Annotated in this window: 15 protein-coding genes; 8 read left to right on the forward strand and 7 right to left on the reverse strand. The window is 46.9% G+C overall.

Annotated features, from left to right (window positions below):
- The first annotated feature begins 28 nt into the window (after window positions 1-28).
- From KNO76_RS03715 to KNO76_RS03745, 7 genes are all read left to right on the forward strand, one after another.
- A complete protein-coding gene (locus KNO76_RS03715) occupies window positions 29-391 on the forward strand; it encodes a response regulator (RefSeq protein WP_026826645.1) in 363 nt (120 codons plus the stop codon).
- Window positions 388-2,946: a sensor histidine kinase gene (locus tag KNO76_RS03720; RefSeq protein WP_214882687.1), complete on the forward strand. Its 2,559-nt coding sequence runs from the start codon at window positions 388-390 to the stop codon at window positions 2,944-2,946. The genes KNO76_RS03715 and KNO76_RS03720 overlap by 4 nt, the downstream gene beginning before the upstream one ends.
- Before the next feature lie 122 nt (window positions 2,947-3,068).
- Complete coding sequence (locus KNO76_RS03725; RefSeq protein ID WP_026826643.1) at window positions 3,069-3,452, forward strand: YisL family protein; 384 nt, start codon at window positions 3,069-3,071, stop codon at window positions 3,450-3,452.
- Between the two features lie 99 nt (window positions 3,453-3,551).
- Window positions 3,552-4,583: a class I SAM-dependent methyltransferase gene (locus KNO76_RS03730; protein WP_214882689.1), complete on the forward strand. Its 1,032-nt coding sequence runs from the start codon at window positions 3,552-3,554 to the stop codon at window positions 4,581-4,583.
- Between the two features lie 69 nt (window positions 4,584-4,652).
- Complete coding sequence (locus tag KNO76_RS03735) at window positions 4,653-6,146, forward strand: phytoene desaturase family protein (protein ID WP_214882691.1); 1,494 nt, start codon at window positions 4,653-4,655, stop codon at window positions 6,144-6,146.
- Window positions 6,143-7,621: a phytoene desaturase family protein gene (locus KNO76_RS03740; protein ID WP_214882695.1), complete on the forward strand. Its 1,479-nt coding sequence runs from the start codon at window positions 6,143-6,145 to the stop codon at window positions 7,619-7,621. The genes KNO76_RS03735 and KNO76_RS03740 overlap by 4 nt, the downstream gene beginning before the upstream one ends.
- The gene (locus KNO76_RS03745) at window positions 7,590-8,429 is read left to right on the forward strand and encodes a phytoene/squalene synthase family protein (RefSeq protein ID WP_214882698.1); all 840 of its coding nucleotides are present in this window, start codon (window positions 7,590-7,592) and stop codon (window positions 8,427-8,429) included. The genes KNO76_RS03740 and KNO76_RS03745 overlap by 32 nt, the downstream gene beginning before the upstream one ends.
- Window positions 8,430-8,868: 439 nt before the next feature.
- On the opposite strand, the gene KNO76_RS03750 is transcribed toward KNO76_RS03745, so the two are convergent.
- The 6 genes from KNO76_RS03750 to ybaK all read right to left on the reverse strand — a co-directional run bounded on the left by KNO76_RS03750 (window position 8,869) and on the right by ybaK (window position 14,112).
- Window positions 8,869-10,335 (reverse strand): phytoene desaturase family protein, encoded by a 1,467-nt coding sequence (locus KNO76_RS03750; RefSeq protein ID WP_214882701.1) that lies wholly within the window; start codon window positions 10,333-10,335, stop codon window positions 8,869-8,871.
- A 26-nt stretch (window positions 10,336-10,361) separates the two neighbouring features.
- Window positions 10,362-11,429: a glycosyltransferase family 2 protein gene (locus tag KNO76_RS03755; RefSeq protein WP_214882705.1), complete on the reverse strand. Its 1,068-nt coding sequence runs from the start codon at window positions 11,427-11,429 to the stop codon at window positions 10,362-10,364.
- Entirely contained in the window at window positions 11,426-12,124 is a 699-nt protein-coding gene (locus KNO76_RS03760) for a lysophospholipid acyltransferase family protein (protein WP_214882708.1), read from the reverse strand. The genes KNO76_RS03755 and KNO76_RS03760 overlap by 4 nt, the downstream gene beginning before the upstream one ends.
- A complete protein-coding gene (locus KNO76_RS03765) occupies window positions 12,090-12,839 on the reverse strand; it encodes a carotenoid biosynthesis protein (protein WP_214882711.1) in 750 nt (249 codons plus the stop codon). Before KNO76_RS03765 ends, KNO76_RS03760 begins: the two co-directional genes overlap by 35 nt.
- 90 nt (window positions 12,840-12,929) lie before the next feature.
- Window positions 12,930-13,628: a CDP-diacylglycerol--serine O-phosphatidyltransferase gene (gene pssA, locus KNO76_RS03770; protein ID WP_026826634.1), complete on the reverse strand. Its 699-nt coding sequence runs from the start codon at window positions 13,626-13,628 to the stop codon at window positions 12,930-12,932.
- Window positions 13,629-13,647: 19 nt separating this feature from the next.
- On the reverse strand, window positions 13,648-14,112 hold the full coding sequence (gene ybaK, locus KNO76_RS03775) for a Cys-tRNA(Pro) deacylase (RefSeq protein ID WP_214882714.1): 465 nt from the start codon (window positions 14,110-14,112) through the stop codon (window positions 13,648-13,650).
- Between the two features lie 144 nt (window positions 14,113-14,256).
- On the opposite strand from ybaK, the gene KNO76_RS03780 reads away from it, so the two are divergent.
- Entirely contained in the window at window positions 14,257-14,997 is a 741-nt protein-coding gene (locus KNO76_RS03780; protein ID WP_251127889.1) for an enoyl-CoA hydratase/isomerase family protein, read from the forward strand.
- A gap of 23 nt (window positions 14,998-15,020) precedes the next feature.
- Here the strand turns inward: KNO76_RS03780 and KNO76_RS03785 are convergent, their stop codons facing one another.
- On the reverse strand, window positions 15,021-16,379 hold the full coding sequence (locus KNO76_RS03785) for an MATE family efflux transporter (protein WP_214882719.1): 1,359 nt from the start codon (window positions 16,377-16,379) through the stop codon (window positions 15,021-15,023).
- Window positions 16,380-16,470 lie beyond the last annotated feature (91 nt).

Consider the following 16,470-nt stretch of genomic DNA (forward strand, 5'->3'; position numbering starts at 1 on the left):
AAATGGGATAAAAAATGGAGGAACGATTATGGTTAAAATCTTGCTTGCAGAAGACGAAGAAGTACTACGAATGCTCGTAATGGATACATTAGAAGATGAAGGGTATGAAATCGACGAGGCGCAGGATGGACTAGAAGCCTATCGATTGATTGAAAAAAATGAATATGATTTGGTCATTGTGGACCATATGATGCCCGGTATGACTGGGCTTGAAGTTATTGAAAAAGTAAGAAAGTTACCGGGGCGACAGCATACGAAAGTGATGATGTTGACAGCGAAAAGCCAACAATCTGACCGTGATTGCGCGAATGAGATTGGCGTCGACTACTTCATTTCAAAACCGTTCAGCCCACTTGAACTTGTCAAAATCATAGGAGGCATCGTGAATTGAAAAGGTGGTTTAAACAAAAACTCGGACGTGACATCATGGTCGTCCTCTATTCGTTCCTCGTTATCGCGTTGGTAGGTTCGGTGTTGACATATGTCTATATCGAGAACCGACTAGAGGCGAATGAGGCCAAACTGCGTCAGGTCGACGAGCGCGTCAACCGTCTGACGGTACTTTGGGACGAGTGGCAAGCCGATCAGTATGATACGCGTGGCTATCTCTTATTTGGCGATACTGAAACGCTCGAACGCGCGAGCGCGAACGAGGCGAAGTTCCAACAAGAAATCAATTGGTTCAAGACACAAGTGCAGAGTCGTCAGGGTCAACTGTTCGCAGAGGACCTTCAACAGTTCCATAACTTTTATTATGACGTCGTCATCCCAGTGACTTACGAATACGCACAAGCACAACAAGATGGTGAAATCACTGAAACGTTTATTGATGCAAAAACCATTGCCGAACTCCCGACGGCACAGCGTTTGATTGAGCAAGGACTCGTTCAATTTAATCCTGACCGAGGCATCGACATCTTAGGACCAATCGATGAAGTCGAATCGTCTCTTGAGAACTATCGAGACCTGATGGCATCTGAAAAAGAGACCGTCTACGCAGAATGGCATCAAAACAATAACATTCTTCAATTCTTGTGGATGATGAGCATCGCCTCCTTTGCCGCATTGATTTTATTGTTTGTCCAACCGTTCCTCCGTCGTCAAACACGTTTAATTTCACGACTCTCAAACGCCTCAAACCGCTTGTTGAAGGGTGAAATTGTTGACTTAAGCGATCAAATGAAACGGGAAGATGAGATTGGTACGATGTCTCGTTCGTTCCATAAGATGGCCGAGACACTTCGTGACAATGAACGTCATTTGATTGAAAAGAACCACGAGTTACAAGCGCAACAGGAAGAGTTGATTGCGCAACAAGAAGAACTGCAGGCACAACAACAGGAGTTAGAAGAAATTTTAGAACAGACACAACAAAATGAACAACATCTTGCATATCGAAATGAGTTGACGGAGACGCTTGCGTCACGTGACTCGCTCACTGCTTATCCTGAGATTATCGAAAAACTTGTGACAATCACCGATTCAGAGGTTGGTGCGCTCGTCTTCGTTGATGAAGCTGAAAACTTTAAAGTGACGAGCCATGGTTTGAATGAGACGTTGACTCGCCAGTTGCTCGACAGCGAGAACTCGGTGCTGACACGTGCGATGAACTTGAAGACGACGGTTCATTCGTCGAAACAAGTTGCAAGTGATCACCCACTGCCGTATCCGTATTACATGTTTGAGACTGCGGTACCCGTCAATGACCCGACTGACGATTCGATTATCGCGTTCATTTATCTTGTCCGCTATAAAGATCGGTTCACCCAAACACAGATGGGCGACATCATGTCATTCGCCCGTCAACTCTCGCTTTCGCTTTTACGGATGCGTCTATTTGAAGAGATGAAGCGCGAAAAAGGGAAGACGGAACGTATCCTTGACTCGATTCGGGAAGCGGTCGTCTATATCGAACATGCGACCGATGATGTATTCGTCAACCGACCACTTTATGAGATGTTCCCTGAATTAAGTGAGGTCAGCTCGCTCGACCTTGAGGAAGAATCATGGGAAGAATGGCGCCATCGTCTTGTCGAGACCGTCGACCAGGCAGAAGACTTCATGAAATATACAAACCGATTGTTTACTGAAGACTTCCCGCATGACAGTGTAAGCTTCTCGATTCGCAAAGGCGAAATGAACTTGCAAATGTATGCGGAACGAATCATCGTCGGAGGGCTTTCGAAAGGGACGCTTCTCGTATTCCGGGATATTACGAGCGAGACAGAGGCCGAGCGATTGAAGAGTGAGTTTATCTCAACCATTTCTCATGAATTACGGACACCGCTCTCATCCATCTATGGATTCACGGAATTGATGGTGAAGAAGCAACTGCCAAATGAAAAGCAAGCAAAATACTTGGAAACCATCCATGCTGAGACGGAACGCCTGACGCATCTTGTCAACGACTTCCTCGATGTGCAACGTATGGAATCCGGTAGTCAAATGTATGACCGGGAGCAACTCGACATTAAGCCGGTCGTTCGAGACATGCTGACATTTTATGAAGCCTCTTCTCTGAAACATAAATTTGAGTTGATTGCTGATGATTTGCAGCCATACGAATTGTTTGTCGATTGTCAAAAATTTAAACAATTGATGAGTAACCTGTTGTCGAACGCCGTGAAGTATTCTCCGCGTGGAGGAAAGATCACAGTGGAGCTTGTGCATCATGAACAAATCGTGTCTATCAAAGTGATGGATGAAGGAATCGGAATTCCGAGCGACGCGCTCGACCGATTATTTGATAAGTTTTATCGTGTCGATAATTCCGACAGTCGGGAAATCGGCGGTACTGGACTTGGGTTACCAATTTGCCAGGAAATCGTTCGAGGCCATAACGGTCAAATCCATGTGGAATCGATTCAACATAAAGGCTCGACGTTCATCGTCGAAATTCCAAGTTATGAGTTTGCCGTCCAAGAGGCGGAGACGACACCAGTATAATGAAATGAGTCATCCTTTCGGATGGGTGACTCATTTTTTTGATTAAAGCGTTCGCTTGACCATTCATGAGATGATTCGTGTACAATGAAGACTGAACAAACATCATAAAGGGGGGCACTTGAATGCCACTAATTGCATTCTTGCACACGCACGTCACGAGCTGGATTTTGTTACTTATTTTGTTTGCCGTGGCCTACATCGGCTATAAGAACGGCAACAAGAGTGGAAAAATCGCACATATGGCGTTTCGACTCATGTTACTCATCGCGTTTGGAACAGGACTTTATCTTTACCTTCAATTGAACGGAGGCGGTACGTTCTATCATGTGAAAATCACGGTTGGATTACTGGCGTTGATTTTCGGTGAAATGACGCTCGTCAAAGTCAAAAAGAAAAAACCATCGAACGCTTTGTTCGGCGGATTTGTCGTGTTTGCACTCGCAACGATTTTTATCGGTTACGCGTTGCCATACGGACAATCATTCTTTAACAGTTTCATTCAATAAGACTTTCCCACTTCGTATACCGAAGTGGGAATTTTTTGTTTGTAGACAAATTATTAGGGGAAAATAAAAAAACAGTAATCATGACGATGAGGTGAAACGATGGATCAACAATTAATGGAATGGACACGTGTTTTACATGCTCGAAAATGGATGAAGCAAACGGAATCATTTTTACCACTCTGGCACGGTTACATCGGCTATAAGTTCGAATTATTCGATGCCCTGCAAGGTGGGGCGAGTATGGCTGAAATGAACCTGCGACTCAAACGCCCATTGACCCAACTTGCGTTAGAACGTTGGTTAGAGGTAGGGGTCGCCGTACGCCATTTGAAGAAAAAGGGATGGCGTTATTATCCGACCCGGGGATTAAAATATCAATTATCCGGTACCGATGAACGTAGCATCGGGTTTATGTTACAGGAGATGATGGAACTCCATATCCCAGCCTTGATTGCCTATCCTGATTTTTTAGAGTCAGGTAAACAGAAAACGTTCGATGGAGCCGAGCATGGTCAAGTTGTCGCGAAGACGTCGACGCTTGTCGAAACAGTCGCTTTCCCAATTGTGCAACAGTTATTACGACAAGCGAATGTCCAATCAATGCTCGATATCGGTTGTGGTCACGGGGGCTATTTACGTAAATTACAATCTCTCGAACCGAGTTGGGAACTGACGGGGATTGATTTAGAGGAGGATGTTATTGAAGAAGCAAAATCGCGCGATGAGAGTGATGATATTCACTTCGAAGTTGCTGACTTCATGAATTGGAAAACTGAAGAGCAGTTCGATGCGGTCATGATGAACAATATGCTCTATTACTTTTCACCGGAGGAGCGGATTCAGTTGTTAGATCGACTAAGGGAGCGATTGGATCAAAATGGTGTTGCTGTCCTCGTGACGCCACTTGCTGAGACGGCTCTTGGTGGTCGTTTCGCATCCGCGTTCAATGCGTTCATGACGCTTCATGAAAATTTGTATCCTCTTCCGACAATCCCAAAATTGCGTCAACAGATGCAAGAAGTAGGGTTTGAACAGATTCGGTTTATCCCATTCATCCCAGAAGGCTCTTGGTATATCGTTATCGCCGAGCGAGGAAGCGCAAATTTACTCAATCAACCGATTCAAAATTGAACTTGTCTCCAGTCATTTCTATAATGATAGAGAAGCATAAGAGACTATTCACATAGGGAGTTGTTGAGTGTGTCGAAACAAAGAGTTGCCGTTATTGGAGCAGGACCTGGTGGTTTGGCCGCTGCGATGCTATTAGCGCATCGTGGGGTCGATGTCACTGTATTTGAGAAGCAATCGTTTGTAGGTGGAAGAACATCGCGCCTTCAAGTAGGCGAGTTTACGTTTGACCGTGGACCTACTTTTTTAAATATGCCGTATATTTTAGAAGAGATATTCGAAGAAACTGGACGTGATTTACATGACTATGTCGAGATGAAACGACTTGAACCGATGTACGATTTGTATTTCGACCGCGGGACGCGTCATCTCTCAATGACAACAGACCGCGATCAAATGCATCAAGCGATTGAAGAGCAGTTTCCTGGAAATGGGGAAGGATACGAACGTTTCATGAGCGAACAGGCGATTAAATTATCTAAGTTGATGCCTGTCTTGCAAACCGCTCACGACAAATTGACCGACTACGTATCGTTACGAGTGCTCAAGGCGCTTCCTTTTCTCTCCATTGGTAAATCACTTTATGATGTCCTGTCTGAGTACTTTACGAGCGAAGAATTGAAATATGCGTTCACGTTTCAAGCGAAATATTTAGGTATGTCTGCTTGGGAATGCCCAGGTGGCTTTTCAATCTTATCTTACATGGAGCATGCGTATGGAGTTCATCATCCGATTGGAGGAGTGAATCAGCTTTGTCACGCGATGGCAAACGTGATTGAAGAAGAGGGTGGAGTCATTCGTTTAGGCGAACCGGTGGAACGTCTTCTCATCGACGACAAGAAAGTGACAGGTCTCGTGTCAGGAAGCGTCCATTATGCGTTCGACGAAGTCGTGATCGGTGCTGATTTTGCACATGCGATGACTTCTTTGGTTCCGGAAGGCAAGTTGTCGAAGTGGAGTCCGACTCAATTGAAGAAGAAACGTTACTCGTGCTCGACATTTATGCTTTATCTTGGACTCGATCACGTATATGAGGACGTAGCACACCATTCGATTCATTTTGCGGACGATTATGAAATGAACGTCAAAGAGATGACAAAAGAGTTGAAGTTGAGTGAGGATTTTTCGTTTTATGTACAGAATGCCTCACGTATCGACCCGACACTTGCGCCTACAGGTAAATCCTCGCTCTACGTCCTCGTACCGGTACCGAACAACTTATCCGGTCTACCATGGAAAGAATTGCAAACGACGATGACAGAACGTGTACTAGACGCTCTTGAAACGCGTTCGCCTTATTGTCATATTCGTCAGCACATCGAGGTGATGGAAACGCTGACCCCAGAGGATTGGGAAACGTTTGGAGTGTACGAAGGAGCAACGTTCAATCTAGGACATAATTTATCGCAAATGATGTATTTTCGCCCGCATAACCAATTCGAAGAGCTCGACAACGTATGGCTTGTCGGGGGTGGAACTCACCCTGGAAGCGGACTTCCGACAATCTTTGAATCGGCACGAATCACGACGAATCTATTACGTGAGCGGGCAGGTGTCGGCCGATGAACATCAGTTTTGTGGGGGCCGGGGTTGGGTCACTCTACGCCGCTCTGTTGTTGACGAAACGAAATCCATCGCTTCATATCATGATTTACGAAAAAGAAGCGCGTGTCGGTGGACGACTGAATTACGTTGAATTTGAAAATGGGGCGAAAGTCGACGAAGGTCCGACGATCGTCTTGTTACCGAGTAAATTAAAACAACAATTAATCGAAGCGGGTTTATCTGAGGATGAAGTGGAATTGCTTGAAGTCGACCCACTCTACCGTTTGCGCTATCAAGATGGTACGTCATTTTACAAGTATCGAGATATCGAGCGTCAGGCTGATGAAATCGAACGAACTTTCGGTGAGGGAGATGCGTTCCGTCGTTATATGTCTCAAAAGAAAGAAGAGTATCAAATTGGGTTCAATACGTTTTTAGATCGTAGCTACGCATCAAAAACAGAGTTGTTCGAACCTAAACTGTTACTCCTCCTCATGCGGTTAAAAGCATATGAGTCGGCCCATGGGAACATGAAACGTTACTTTGAAGATGAACGCTTACGTGTCGCCTATAGTTTACAAACCCTTTATATCGGTGGGAACCCTTATGCGACTCCTTCTTTATATGGACTCATCCCTTATCGTGAACAGGAAGAAGGGGTCTGGTACGTAAAAGGAGGATATTTCTCGCTCGTAACGACAATGGAGAATGAATTAAAACGGCGAGGTGTTCGCTTCGTCATGAACGCTACTGTCAATCGTGTGCACGTCACGGACGGGGTGGCGAACGGCGTCACGGTCAATGACGAATATGTCCCTTATGATGCAGTCATCGTGAACGGTGATTTCCCGCTCATGGAGCGGCTCGTTGACGGGGTGACACCGAAAGCGTATGAACCATCAAGTGGTACGTTACTCCTCTACTTCACTGTCAAAGGTGAACTTGATTTGCCAATTCATCAATTTGATTTACCGAATGATTTCGAGGGATCGATGCGAACCATCTTTGAGGATGGTAAACTAAGTGAGTATCCGGCAATGTATACGTTCAATCCATCTCGCATGGATGAAACACTGGCTCCGGATGGAACGAGTGTGTTGTATGTCCTCGTCCCGGTTCCACGTAAATTAGAACGTGAAGATATTGAAGCCCAAGGAACAATCGATCATCTAGTAGGACGAATCGAAGTACTGTTGCCTGATTTTCGTGAACGAGTCATCGAGATGAAAGTTCGTACGCCAATGGATGCCGAGCGATTCGGCTTGTTTGAAGGAGGAAGCTTTGGGATTGCACCAAAGTTATCTCAGTCAGCCGCCTTCAAACCACAGGCGAGACCATTTTCGAAAATCGAGCGTCTCTATGCGGTGGGGGCATCCGTCCATCCGTGTGGCGGTGTACCGATTGTCATGATTGGGTCACAATTACTCGTGAAAAAAATGGAAGAAGAAATGGGGGCAATACATCGTGACGACACAAGAAGCGTATCGTCAATGTGAGGAAATCATGAAGAAGGGCTCGTTGACTTTTTATCGGGCCTTCTCTTTGCTCTCAAAACCAGATCGGCAGGCGGTCATGGCTGTTTACACATTCTGTCGGACACTCGACGATGCGGTCGATGAATCAGACCGTCCAGAAGAGAGTTTGGCAGCATTTTTGCATGATTTCGACCGTTTTTTAGCCGATTACGATCAAAATGAAGCGTTATGGGTCGCCCTTCGAGATGTATGGAAGCGCTATGAGATGGACGTCGACCCTTTCTTCGAGTTGGCAGAAGGCATGAAATGGGATTTACATAAGTCGCGGTATGAGACACTCGAAGAGACCGAACAATATAGTTATTATGCGGCCAGTACAGTCGGTCTGATGCTTCTCCCGATTCTTGTCCCGAATCAAGACGCTGAGACAAAACTTCAGTTAAGACAAGGCGCTATCGACCTTGGTATCGCGATGCAATTAACGAATATTTTACGAGATGTCGGAGAAGACTTGAATCGGGATCGAATCTATTTACCACGTACGATGATGCGACAATACGGTGTGAGTGAAGAGAAATTGCGCCAACATGAAGTGACACCTTCCTTTATTAAATTATGGGAGGCGGTGGCGACTCAAGCAGAGTCCTTGTATGAGCGAGCCCGAGCAACCCATCATCTGTATCCACTTGCGAGCCGAAAACCGGTGCAGGCGGCAGCTCTTCTCTATGAGGGGATTTTAGATGCAGCGCGGGCAAATCAATACGATGTCTTCACAAAACGGGCGTACGTATCAACTTTACAAAAAGGAAAATTATTAGCAAAACTATAAGATGTCAAGATAGCTGTAGGCGCTTCATGCGTCTACAGTTTTTTTGCGCAAAAAAAAGCCACTTTTGGCGGGGGACCAAAAGTGGCGTAAGCGTTATGTGATTCATTCATCGGGGAAATGAATGAATCGATTTGTGATGAAGCCCTAAAGATGTGCCGGGATTCATGGGGAATGAATCATTGGGACATCTTCGCTGAAACAGGATGCTTGATGGACTAAGGGGGAACATCATACGCAAGCTGTTTCAACTACGGGATACGAGTGGGGAAACTCGCTCATCACTTTCTCGGGTGTGACAAGTTCAAAACGCGATTTGGCTCGGGGAAGCCATTCGATTGCTACAGGTGTAACAAACGTTACAAAACTGTTTGAACTCGAATATGATATTATCACGTCTCTCACTTGTCGACAAGTGTCGAAACTCACGTTCACAAAATGTTCATATTGTCAGAGGTATGTCCTCTAACATCGAGCGCGCAGCGAATTGTCCTGAAAGCGTGACCATCGGGCTACCGCCTCCTGGATGGGTCGAACCACCTGCGAACCAGATGTTCGACACGTCTGTCGACCGAGCAGCTGGTCGGAAAAAGGCTCCTTTTTTCGAGTTGGCTGATGTACCATAAAGTGCGCCATAGTACGCATAAAAATCACGGGTCAAGTCTTGGGGCGTCACTCTTTTATGATAGAGGACCTCCTCATCGTTCCAATCCACACCGAATTCACGCAAACGACGACGAATCAGATGTTCATACGTAACGGCATCGATTTCGGTCAGGTGGGCGGGGGCGTTGACGAGGATGAACAGATTGTCGCCCGCCTCGCCCATGTATGGATCGGTCGCGGACGAATTTGATATATAGATGGTCGGCTCATCTGCATATCGTGCTTCTTGAAAGAGTGCCCGAAATTCTCGTTCGTAGTCGTCAGCGAAATAGACGTTATGATGGGCAAGATTCAATCGCTTCGATAACCCGATCATCAAGACGAACGCAGAAATTGATGGTTCCACCGTGTCTCGTGTCGGGACCGGGAAGGAAGGGCGGTCGTTCGCGGCGACGAGTCGTGGATATTGAGTGAGCAACTCCCCGTTAAGAAGAACGGCGTCACAAGAGATGACTTCCTCATCATTGACGACGACCTCATGTGCTTTTCCATTCAACACCTCAATCTTCGTCACTTCATGTCCGAGACGGAATGTTACCCCGAGTTCACTCGCCCGCTTAGCGAAACCTTTTGCGATATTCCAGTTGCCACCTTTTGCGAAGTAGACGCCTTCATTCAACTCTAAATGTGAGATGAGAGCGAAGGTGCCGGGTGTCACGTATGGACTACTTCCGATATATGTTGCATAGCGATCAAGGGACTGGATGATTCGTGGGTCTTTAAAGTATTTCTTATGGAGGGCATGCAAGCTTTGGAGCGGGTGTACTTTGACCATGTCCGCCCAGAGACCAGGGTCTAATTTTGTCTCCATCCGCGTAAAGAAACGTTCATTCGCGATCTGGAACAGCTTCTCTGCCTCATCTAAGTAAGCGTGTATTTGATTTTGCTTCATTTGATCACCGGTCAATCGACGGACTTCTGCTTCAAGTTGTGCCCGGTCCGTACTAAAAGTGAACGATGAGCCATCTGAAAAATGATTGACGGTATGTTGCTCGAGTTTGATCAACTCAAAATAGTCATCCGGATTGGCTCCGCTGTTTCGGATGACCGAGCGAAATACATCCGGCATCGTAATCGTATTCGGGCCGAAGTCAAACCGGTGACCGTCAGTGATGACAGGCATGAGTTTTCCACCGACATGTTCATTTTTTTCAATAACTGTGACATCATAGCCACGGGCAGCAAGCGTGACGGCAGCGCTGAGTCCGCCTAGTCCGGCACCAACCACAATAATCTGTTTCATACATATGTCCCCCTTAAGACGTGTGTTTAAGAATAATGACGACCTTTCCAAGTGATAGGCAACCGTCTCCATTTTCGGATGACAGCGTTTCCGAGTAAGATTAAATAAGCGATTAAACTGAGTGGATGTAACCATGAACCAGATCCATTTGACTTCACATCGACAGCGAGGCGCGCAAGGAGCACGAAGAGTGCCGCACTGACCGTTTGCCAACTTGGTGAAAATATCCATGCGAGCATGGCGGTCAACTGGATGCCATAATACGTCGTAAAGTACAAGGCGAGTCCTACTGATTCATTCATTCCCTTGAATACGTTTTTTGAAAACCCGGTCCAGACTTCTTCGTTCGTCTCATACATGTCGCAGGAGATGAAAGGGGAGACTTGGACGAGTGATGTGACTTTTTTATGCCGTTTGAACGTTCGGCACAAATCGATATCATCAATCAACGATGTTCGAATCGAAGCATGTCCGCCAACTGCTTCATAACTGATGCGTTCGACGAGTACGTTCATCCCATTTGCTGCCGCAAATGCCGGATGTTTCACTTTACGCCAAAACAAAGGCAGATGTTGGGCGATGAGAACATGTTGCATCGGAATCAACAATTTCCCGAGAAATGTCGACGTTGGAAATTGAGGGAATCCTGATAAAAAGACAGCCTGTTCGCGGGCGAGCGTAGCGTGCATACGTGCGATAAAGCTTGGATCGATCGTGACATCCGCATCTAAAAACAGAAGGTACGGTTCGGTCGTGCGCGTTCCTAGTTGATGGCAGGCATGTACCTTCCCGGACCAGTCACTAGGTAAGGGAACACCATGAATCATCGTGAAACGAGAATCGTCCGCAATGGCAAGAGTCAACTTTTCGAATGTATCGTCTTCGGAGCGATCTTCATATATGTAGACATGTGTCCCTTCCGGTATCGACTGCTTTAGATTGGAAATGAGTCGGTCGACATGTCGAGACTCGTTTCGCATCGGAATGCACACAGCTGTCGCTGGTGTCCGACCTGGGTTTGCGAGTGGTCTTAAAAACAGTAGATTGACAATTGTGAAGAGAAGCATCGAGAGGGCGGCAATCCATAAGATCATGAGCGTCCTTTCCCAAGTCGGAGCATCGCTTCTGTCCATTCGGCAAGATTGCGACGTGGTCGAAAGAGCGGGATATAGGCATCAGACCGAACGATGACGTCTTGTCTCACATCGTCATAAAGCCCTTCAAGTGCTTGCGCGATTTCTTGTTTTTGTGATCGCCGCGACGTCGAGGTCACGGCGTACTTCCGAAAGCGGACGTACACAATCGGTTCAGCATGTTTTTCAAACGAATAATACATAGCACATAACTGAATGGGGCGGTCATTCAGTAGCAGTGTCGCTCCGGATTCGATTTCAACGGGACGCTGCTCCTGTGGCATCTCTCGACCTTGAGGAAACATCCACACGGATTTTCCGGATGTGAGCAATTCGTTTGCATAAGCAAGGGATGCTCGCACATCAGATAAACTGCCTTTTTTTACAGAGAAGGCACCGAGATGTCGAAAGAACGGGAAGCGGTGCAGTCCATCCTCGTCCATCAATACATGAATGTCGTGCCTTAAAAAATGTTCGTTAATCATATACATGATGAGACCGTCCCACCAGGCGCTATGTGTACTTAAAAATAACCCTGGAGTCGGAACATCGTCTGTTCGGATGAAGATATTATGGAACGTCGGGCGAATCTGACGCTCTCGCACAAACGTCGAGAACAGATTATTGAACCATTTCTTTTTGTGTGACTCGATCATTGCGACTTCTCCTTTCAAGTAGCATTACCCCGGACGTGAAGACGCTGAGGATCCCAATCCCGTAAAGACCGGCGTTGACGGCTGTGACACCAAAGAGCGCATGGAGCATGACGAACAAGTACACGCCGTGTTGGATAAACAACGAGTCGATTGCTCGTTCATGGCGCTGCAGCAACCATGAAAAGAGGAGAGACAATCCGAACCATCCAATAAAGTTTTGCGTTGGAATATCGTAATATAACCCGTCGTTTGCCCATTCCCAATAACCTTTCACGTTTGCAGCAACCGGGTCGATTGCCATATCAAGCCAAACCGCAAGAATCGGGACGAGCCATAATGTCTTGTTGCGGAATGTGAACAGACGTGCCACGGCAAAACTTGAACCGATGACGGCAAGCCATGCAGCACCGATGGTTACCGGAACGCCGAAAAGAGTCGGACCGAACGCCTCGGCATACACGTATTCACTGAAGGGGAATCCGGTTTTTACACCGATCGTCTCGACTGCGATTGATCCGAAAAAAATAAATGGGACAATCCAAACGCCTTGTCGGATCCCGTTGTATAGAATCGTGCCTCCAATTGCACCGGCGAGCCATAAAAAGACAGGGTTCGCCCACTCTAACCACGAAGGAAGGAGATCGAATCCGACTAAAACTAAACCTATGAAATACCAAACGATAAACCATTTCCAAATAAACGGATACACTTTCATTTTATCACCTCTTCTTTCATTCTAAAGGTCATCTCAGTCTAGGTCTAACAAATACATGTACGAAAAAAAGAGCCTCAATGAATGAGACTCTTAATTTGCTACATTTTTCCGTTTTTTTACGAACGAAAAGGCGATAAATAAGATATAGAAAGGAACAGCGATAAACCAGAAAGTCGGCCATTCTTTCCACCTTGCGAACATCATGTATGTCACATAGATAAGGCTGATCGTGATAATGAATGAGTGACGTGGTAGTGGCACATCTTTAAAACTCGGGATGCGGACACGACTCACCATTAAAAGTGCAAGCCCCGTAAAGAAAATAGGTGTCAACAGTTCGCTGACCCGGTCCCCGAACGTCGTGATGACAGCAAGTAGTCCGCCAGCAGCCGTGATCGGGACACCTGAGAAGTAACTGGCCGAAACGTTTGTAGCGGATAAGTTGAAGCGAGCGAGTCGATAGGCGCCAAAGAGCGGGAAGAGTGCAGCAAAGAATAAACCATAATTACCATAGTCAATAAAGAAGGTGTAATAAGCGAGCATCGCCGGTGCAACTCCGAACGTCACAATGTCGGCGAGAGAGTCCAATTCTTTCCCGAAGTCCCCGGCCACCCCGAGCATACGGGCAAGTCGTCCGTCTAAACTGTCGAGCATCATCGCAATGATGATCAATAGCGTGGCGTTTGAGAAGTCACCACGAGCGGCATAGACGATTGCGACTACACCACAGAATAAGTTTCCAAACGTAAAGGAGTTTGGAATCCACGAACGGATGCGTTCTTTCCACATAATTTTTCCCCCAATAAGGTCATTGGCTGAACCAGTGACCGTTTGTAAATTGCAGTAAATCTTCAGGCGTTAACTCGATTTGGTAGCCGCGTTTCCCGGCAGAGATGGTGATTGTCTCTCTGTCTTTAGCTGCTTCGTGCAGATACATCGGAAACGTTTTTTTTGCCCCAATCGGCGAGACACCACCTCGAATATATCCCGTCAGCGCTTCGAGTTCTTTCATCGGGACTGGCGCTGCTTTCTTCGCCCCCCAAGCTTTTGCGGCTGATTTTAAATCAATGTCACGTTCTCCAGAGATGAGAAAGAAAGCGTATTGCTTTTTCTCGTTCACGAGACAAATCGTTTTATACAGTTCATCAAGTGGTTTATTCAACGTCATCGCCACATGTTTGGCCGAGACATCGGTTTCATCAACTTCGTACGTATGATAAGTGAACGGAATCTTCTTCTGTTTCAATTGCCGAGCGGCGTTTGTCAGTTGCATCTGACTCATCCTTTCGTGACTGACTTCTTTTAGAATAGCAAATAGACCAACTTCCCGGCAATTGAACTTCAAAAAACTTTTCAGTAAAGGAAGGAGTTTAATGGAACGATGAAGAAATGAACAGTGATTCATTTTGAAGGGGGAATGAAAGTGGAGACGATTCAATTGACGACACATAATGGGGTAGGGTGGTTGAAACTGAACCGACCTGAAAAGCTGAACGCCTTGAACGAGACGTTGCTTCGTGAAATGAAAACGGCAATCGACACATTTGATCAAGACGATGCGGTTCGCGTCATCGTCATTGTCGGCGAGGGACGGGCGTTCTCATCCGGACAAGATTTAACGATTGAGAGTGATGCGGATTATGGGGAATATTTAGAGGATGTGTATCATCCACTCGTACGTGCGCTTTTCTCATGCCGTAAACCGCTCATCGCAGGGATTCACGGCGTAGTAGCTGGAGCGGGACTCAGTTTGGCACTTGCGACAGACGTTCGAATCGTCGCCAAATCGACGAAATTCAGCTCGGCGTTCATTAAAATAGGGTTAGTGGCGGATGCTGGTGGACCGTACCACTTACGTCGACTCATGCGCCACGATCTGGCGCTAGATTGGTTGTGGAATGGCAGTACGATTGACGCGGAGGTCGCGCATACATTCGGGCTCGTCACAGAGCTAGTGGAAGATGCGATGTATACGGAGCGATTGACGACCTATGCAGAGACGATCGCTGCAAAATCACCAATTGCCGTTCAAGGGATGAAGGCGCTCATGCGAGCCACTTCGTTTGAGGACGGATTGAATGAAGAAATCGAATGGCAGCGGAAGTGTGGGGACACGGACGTTCACCGCCAGGCGATGCAGGCTTTCTTGATGAAATGAAAAAAGCGGCCCTCGGCCGCTTTTTACGTGGTTGATTTTGCTTCGAACTGGAAGCCTTTTTGTTGCCACGTCCCGTATTTCCAACGACGGAATGCGAAGAAGCCACGGAACCACTCATCGAGGGAGAAGGCGAGCCAAATCCCAAGGATGCCGAGTCCCATTTGAAGACCGAACAAATAACTGAATGCGACAGCGACACCCCACATCGAGGCAATTCCAATCATGACTGGGAAACGCACGTCCCCGACAGACTTCAATGAACCCATCAAGACGATATTCATCGCACGACCCGGCTCTAAGATGAGCGTTGCCCATAAAATCGGTACCCCGACTGCGATGATGTCAGGGTTTGATGTGAAGAGACCGAGTAACGATTCGCTGAATACTGCCAAACCGAGAGAGGCGATGAACGAGGCGAACATGGCAATCTTCAACGTCTTGACGGCGCGATGATACGCCTCTTTGAATCGTTTCCCTCCAATGTCTCGTGCAATCAAAAGCTGTGTCCCTTGAGCGACAGCGACAGTGAACAAGAAGGCGAGCATCGACAAGTTCATCACGTATACACGAGCGGCAAGGGAAGCCTCACCCATCGTTGCGATGAAACCGGTGATGACAATTTGTGATGCTTGATACGACAAGTTCTCTCCGGCAGAAGGAATCCCGATTTGCAGAAGCGACTGGATATCGTCTTTCTTCGGACGAATGACTTCTTTTAACGGGAAGCGAATCATAAGTTTACGATTAACGAGCCAAAACAAGAGAATCATTGCGGCGAACCGTGCGATTACGATGGCCCAAGCAACACCGGCAACACCGGTTACAGGAAGCCCGAACCAACCAGTGACGGCGAAGACGGCTCCGACTGCAGTAATAATGTCAATCAACAACGTCGCGAGCATGGCGTGCTTTGTCATGCCGTGACTCCGTAGAATCGAACTGAGCGCCATGATCAGCGCTTCGGTAAATAACGACAAGCCGACGATTTGAAGGAACAGCAGGCCGTGCGCGAACAGTTCGTCTGACAGCCCGAATAGGCGTAAGAACGTTTCGCCGAACAAGAAGATGACGACGACCATAATTGCACCGAGCCACATGTTCAAACTGACAGCGGAGCGGGCGAAGTCGCGACTTTTCTTCATGCGCTGTGCCCCGATGGCTTGACCTATCAAGATTGTAGCCCCGACAGACGTCACACTGAAGACAATCAAGAACACGTTTAAAATTTGGTTAGCGACCCCGACGGCCGAAGCGGCGGCATCCGAGTAGTGAGCAAGCATCAATGTGGCGATGATCCCAGTCCCCATATGGAGGGCAAGTTCGATGAAAATCGGCCACGACAGTTTGAACAAGGTGAGCTGTTCCGTTTGTTTCGTCTGCATGTAGTGTATTCTCCCTTTTCTCTATAATTCTTTCTGTTAACTATTTGTTTTGTAAAAATGTCAAAGGTCATCTTACTCCTTATGAAATGAA

The organism is Exiguobacterium sp. s101 (assembly GCF_018617835.1).
Classification (GTDB): Bacteria; Bacillota; Bacilli; order Exiguobacteriales; family Exiguobacteriaceae; genus Exiguobacterium; species Exiguobacterium marinum.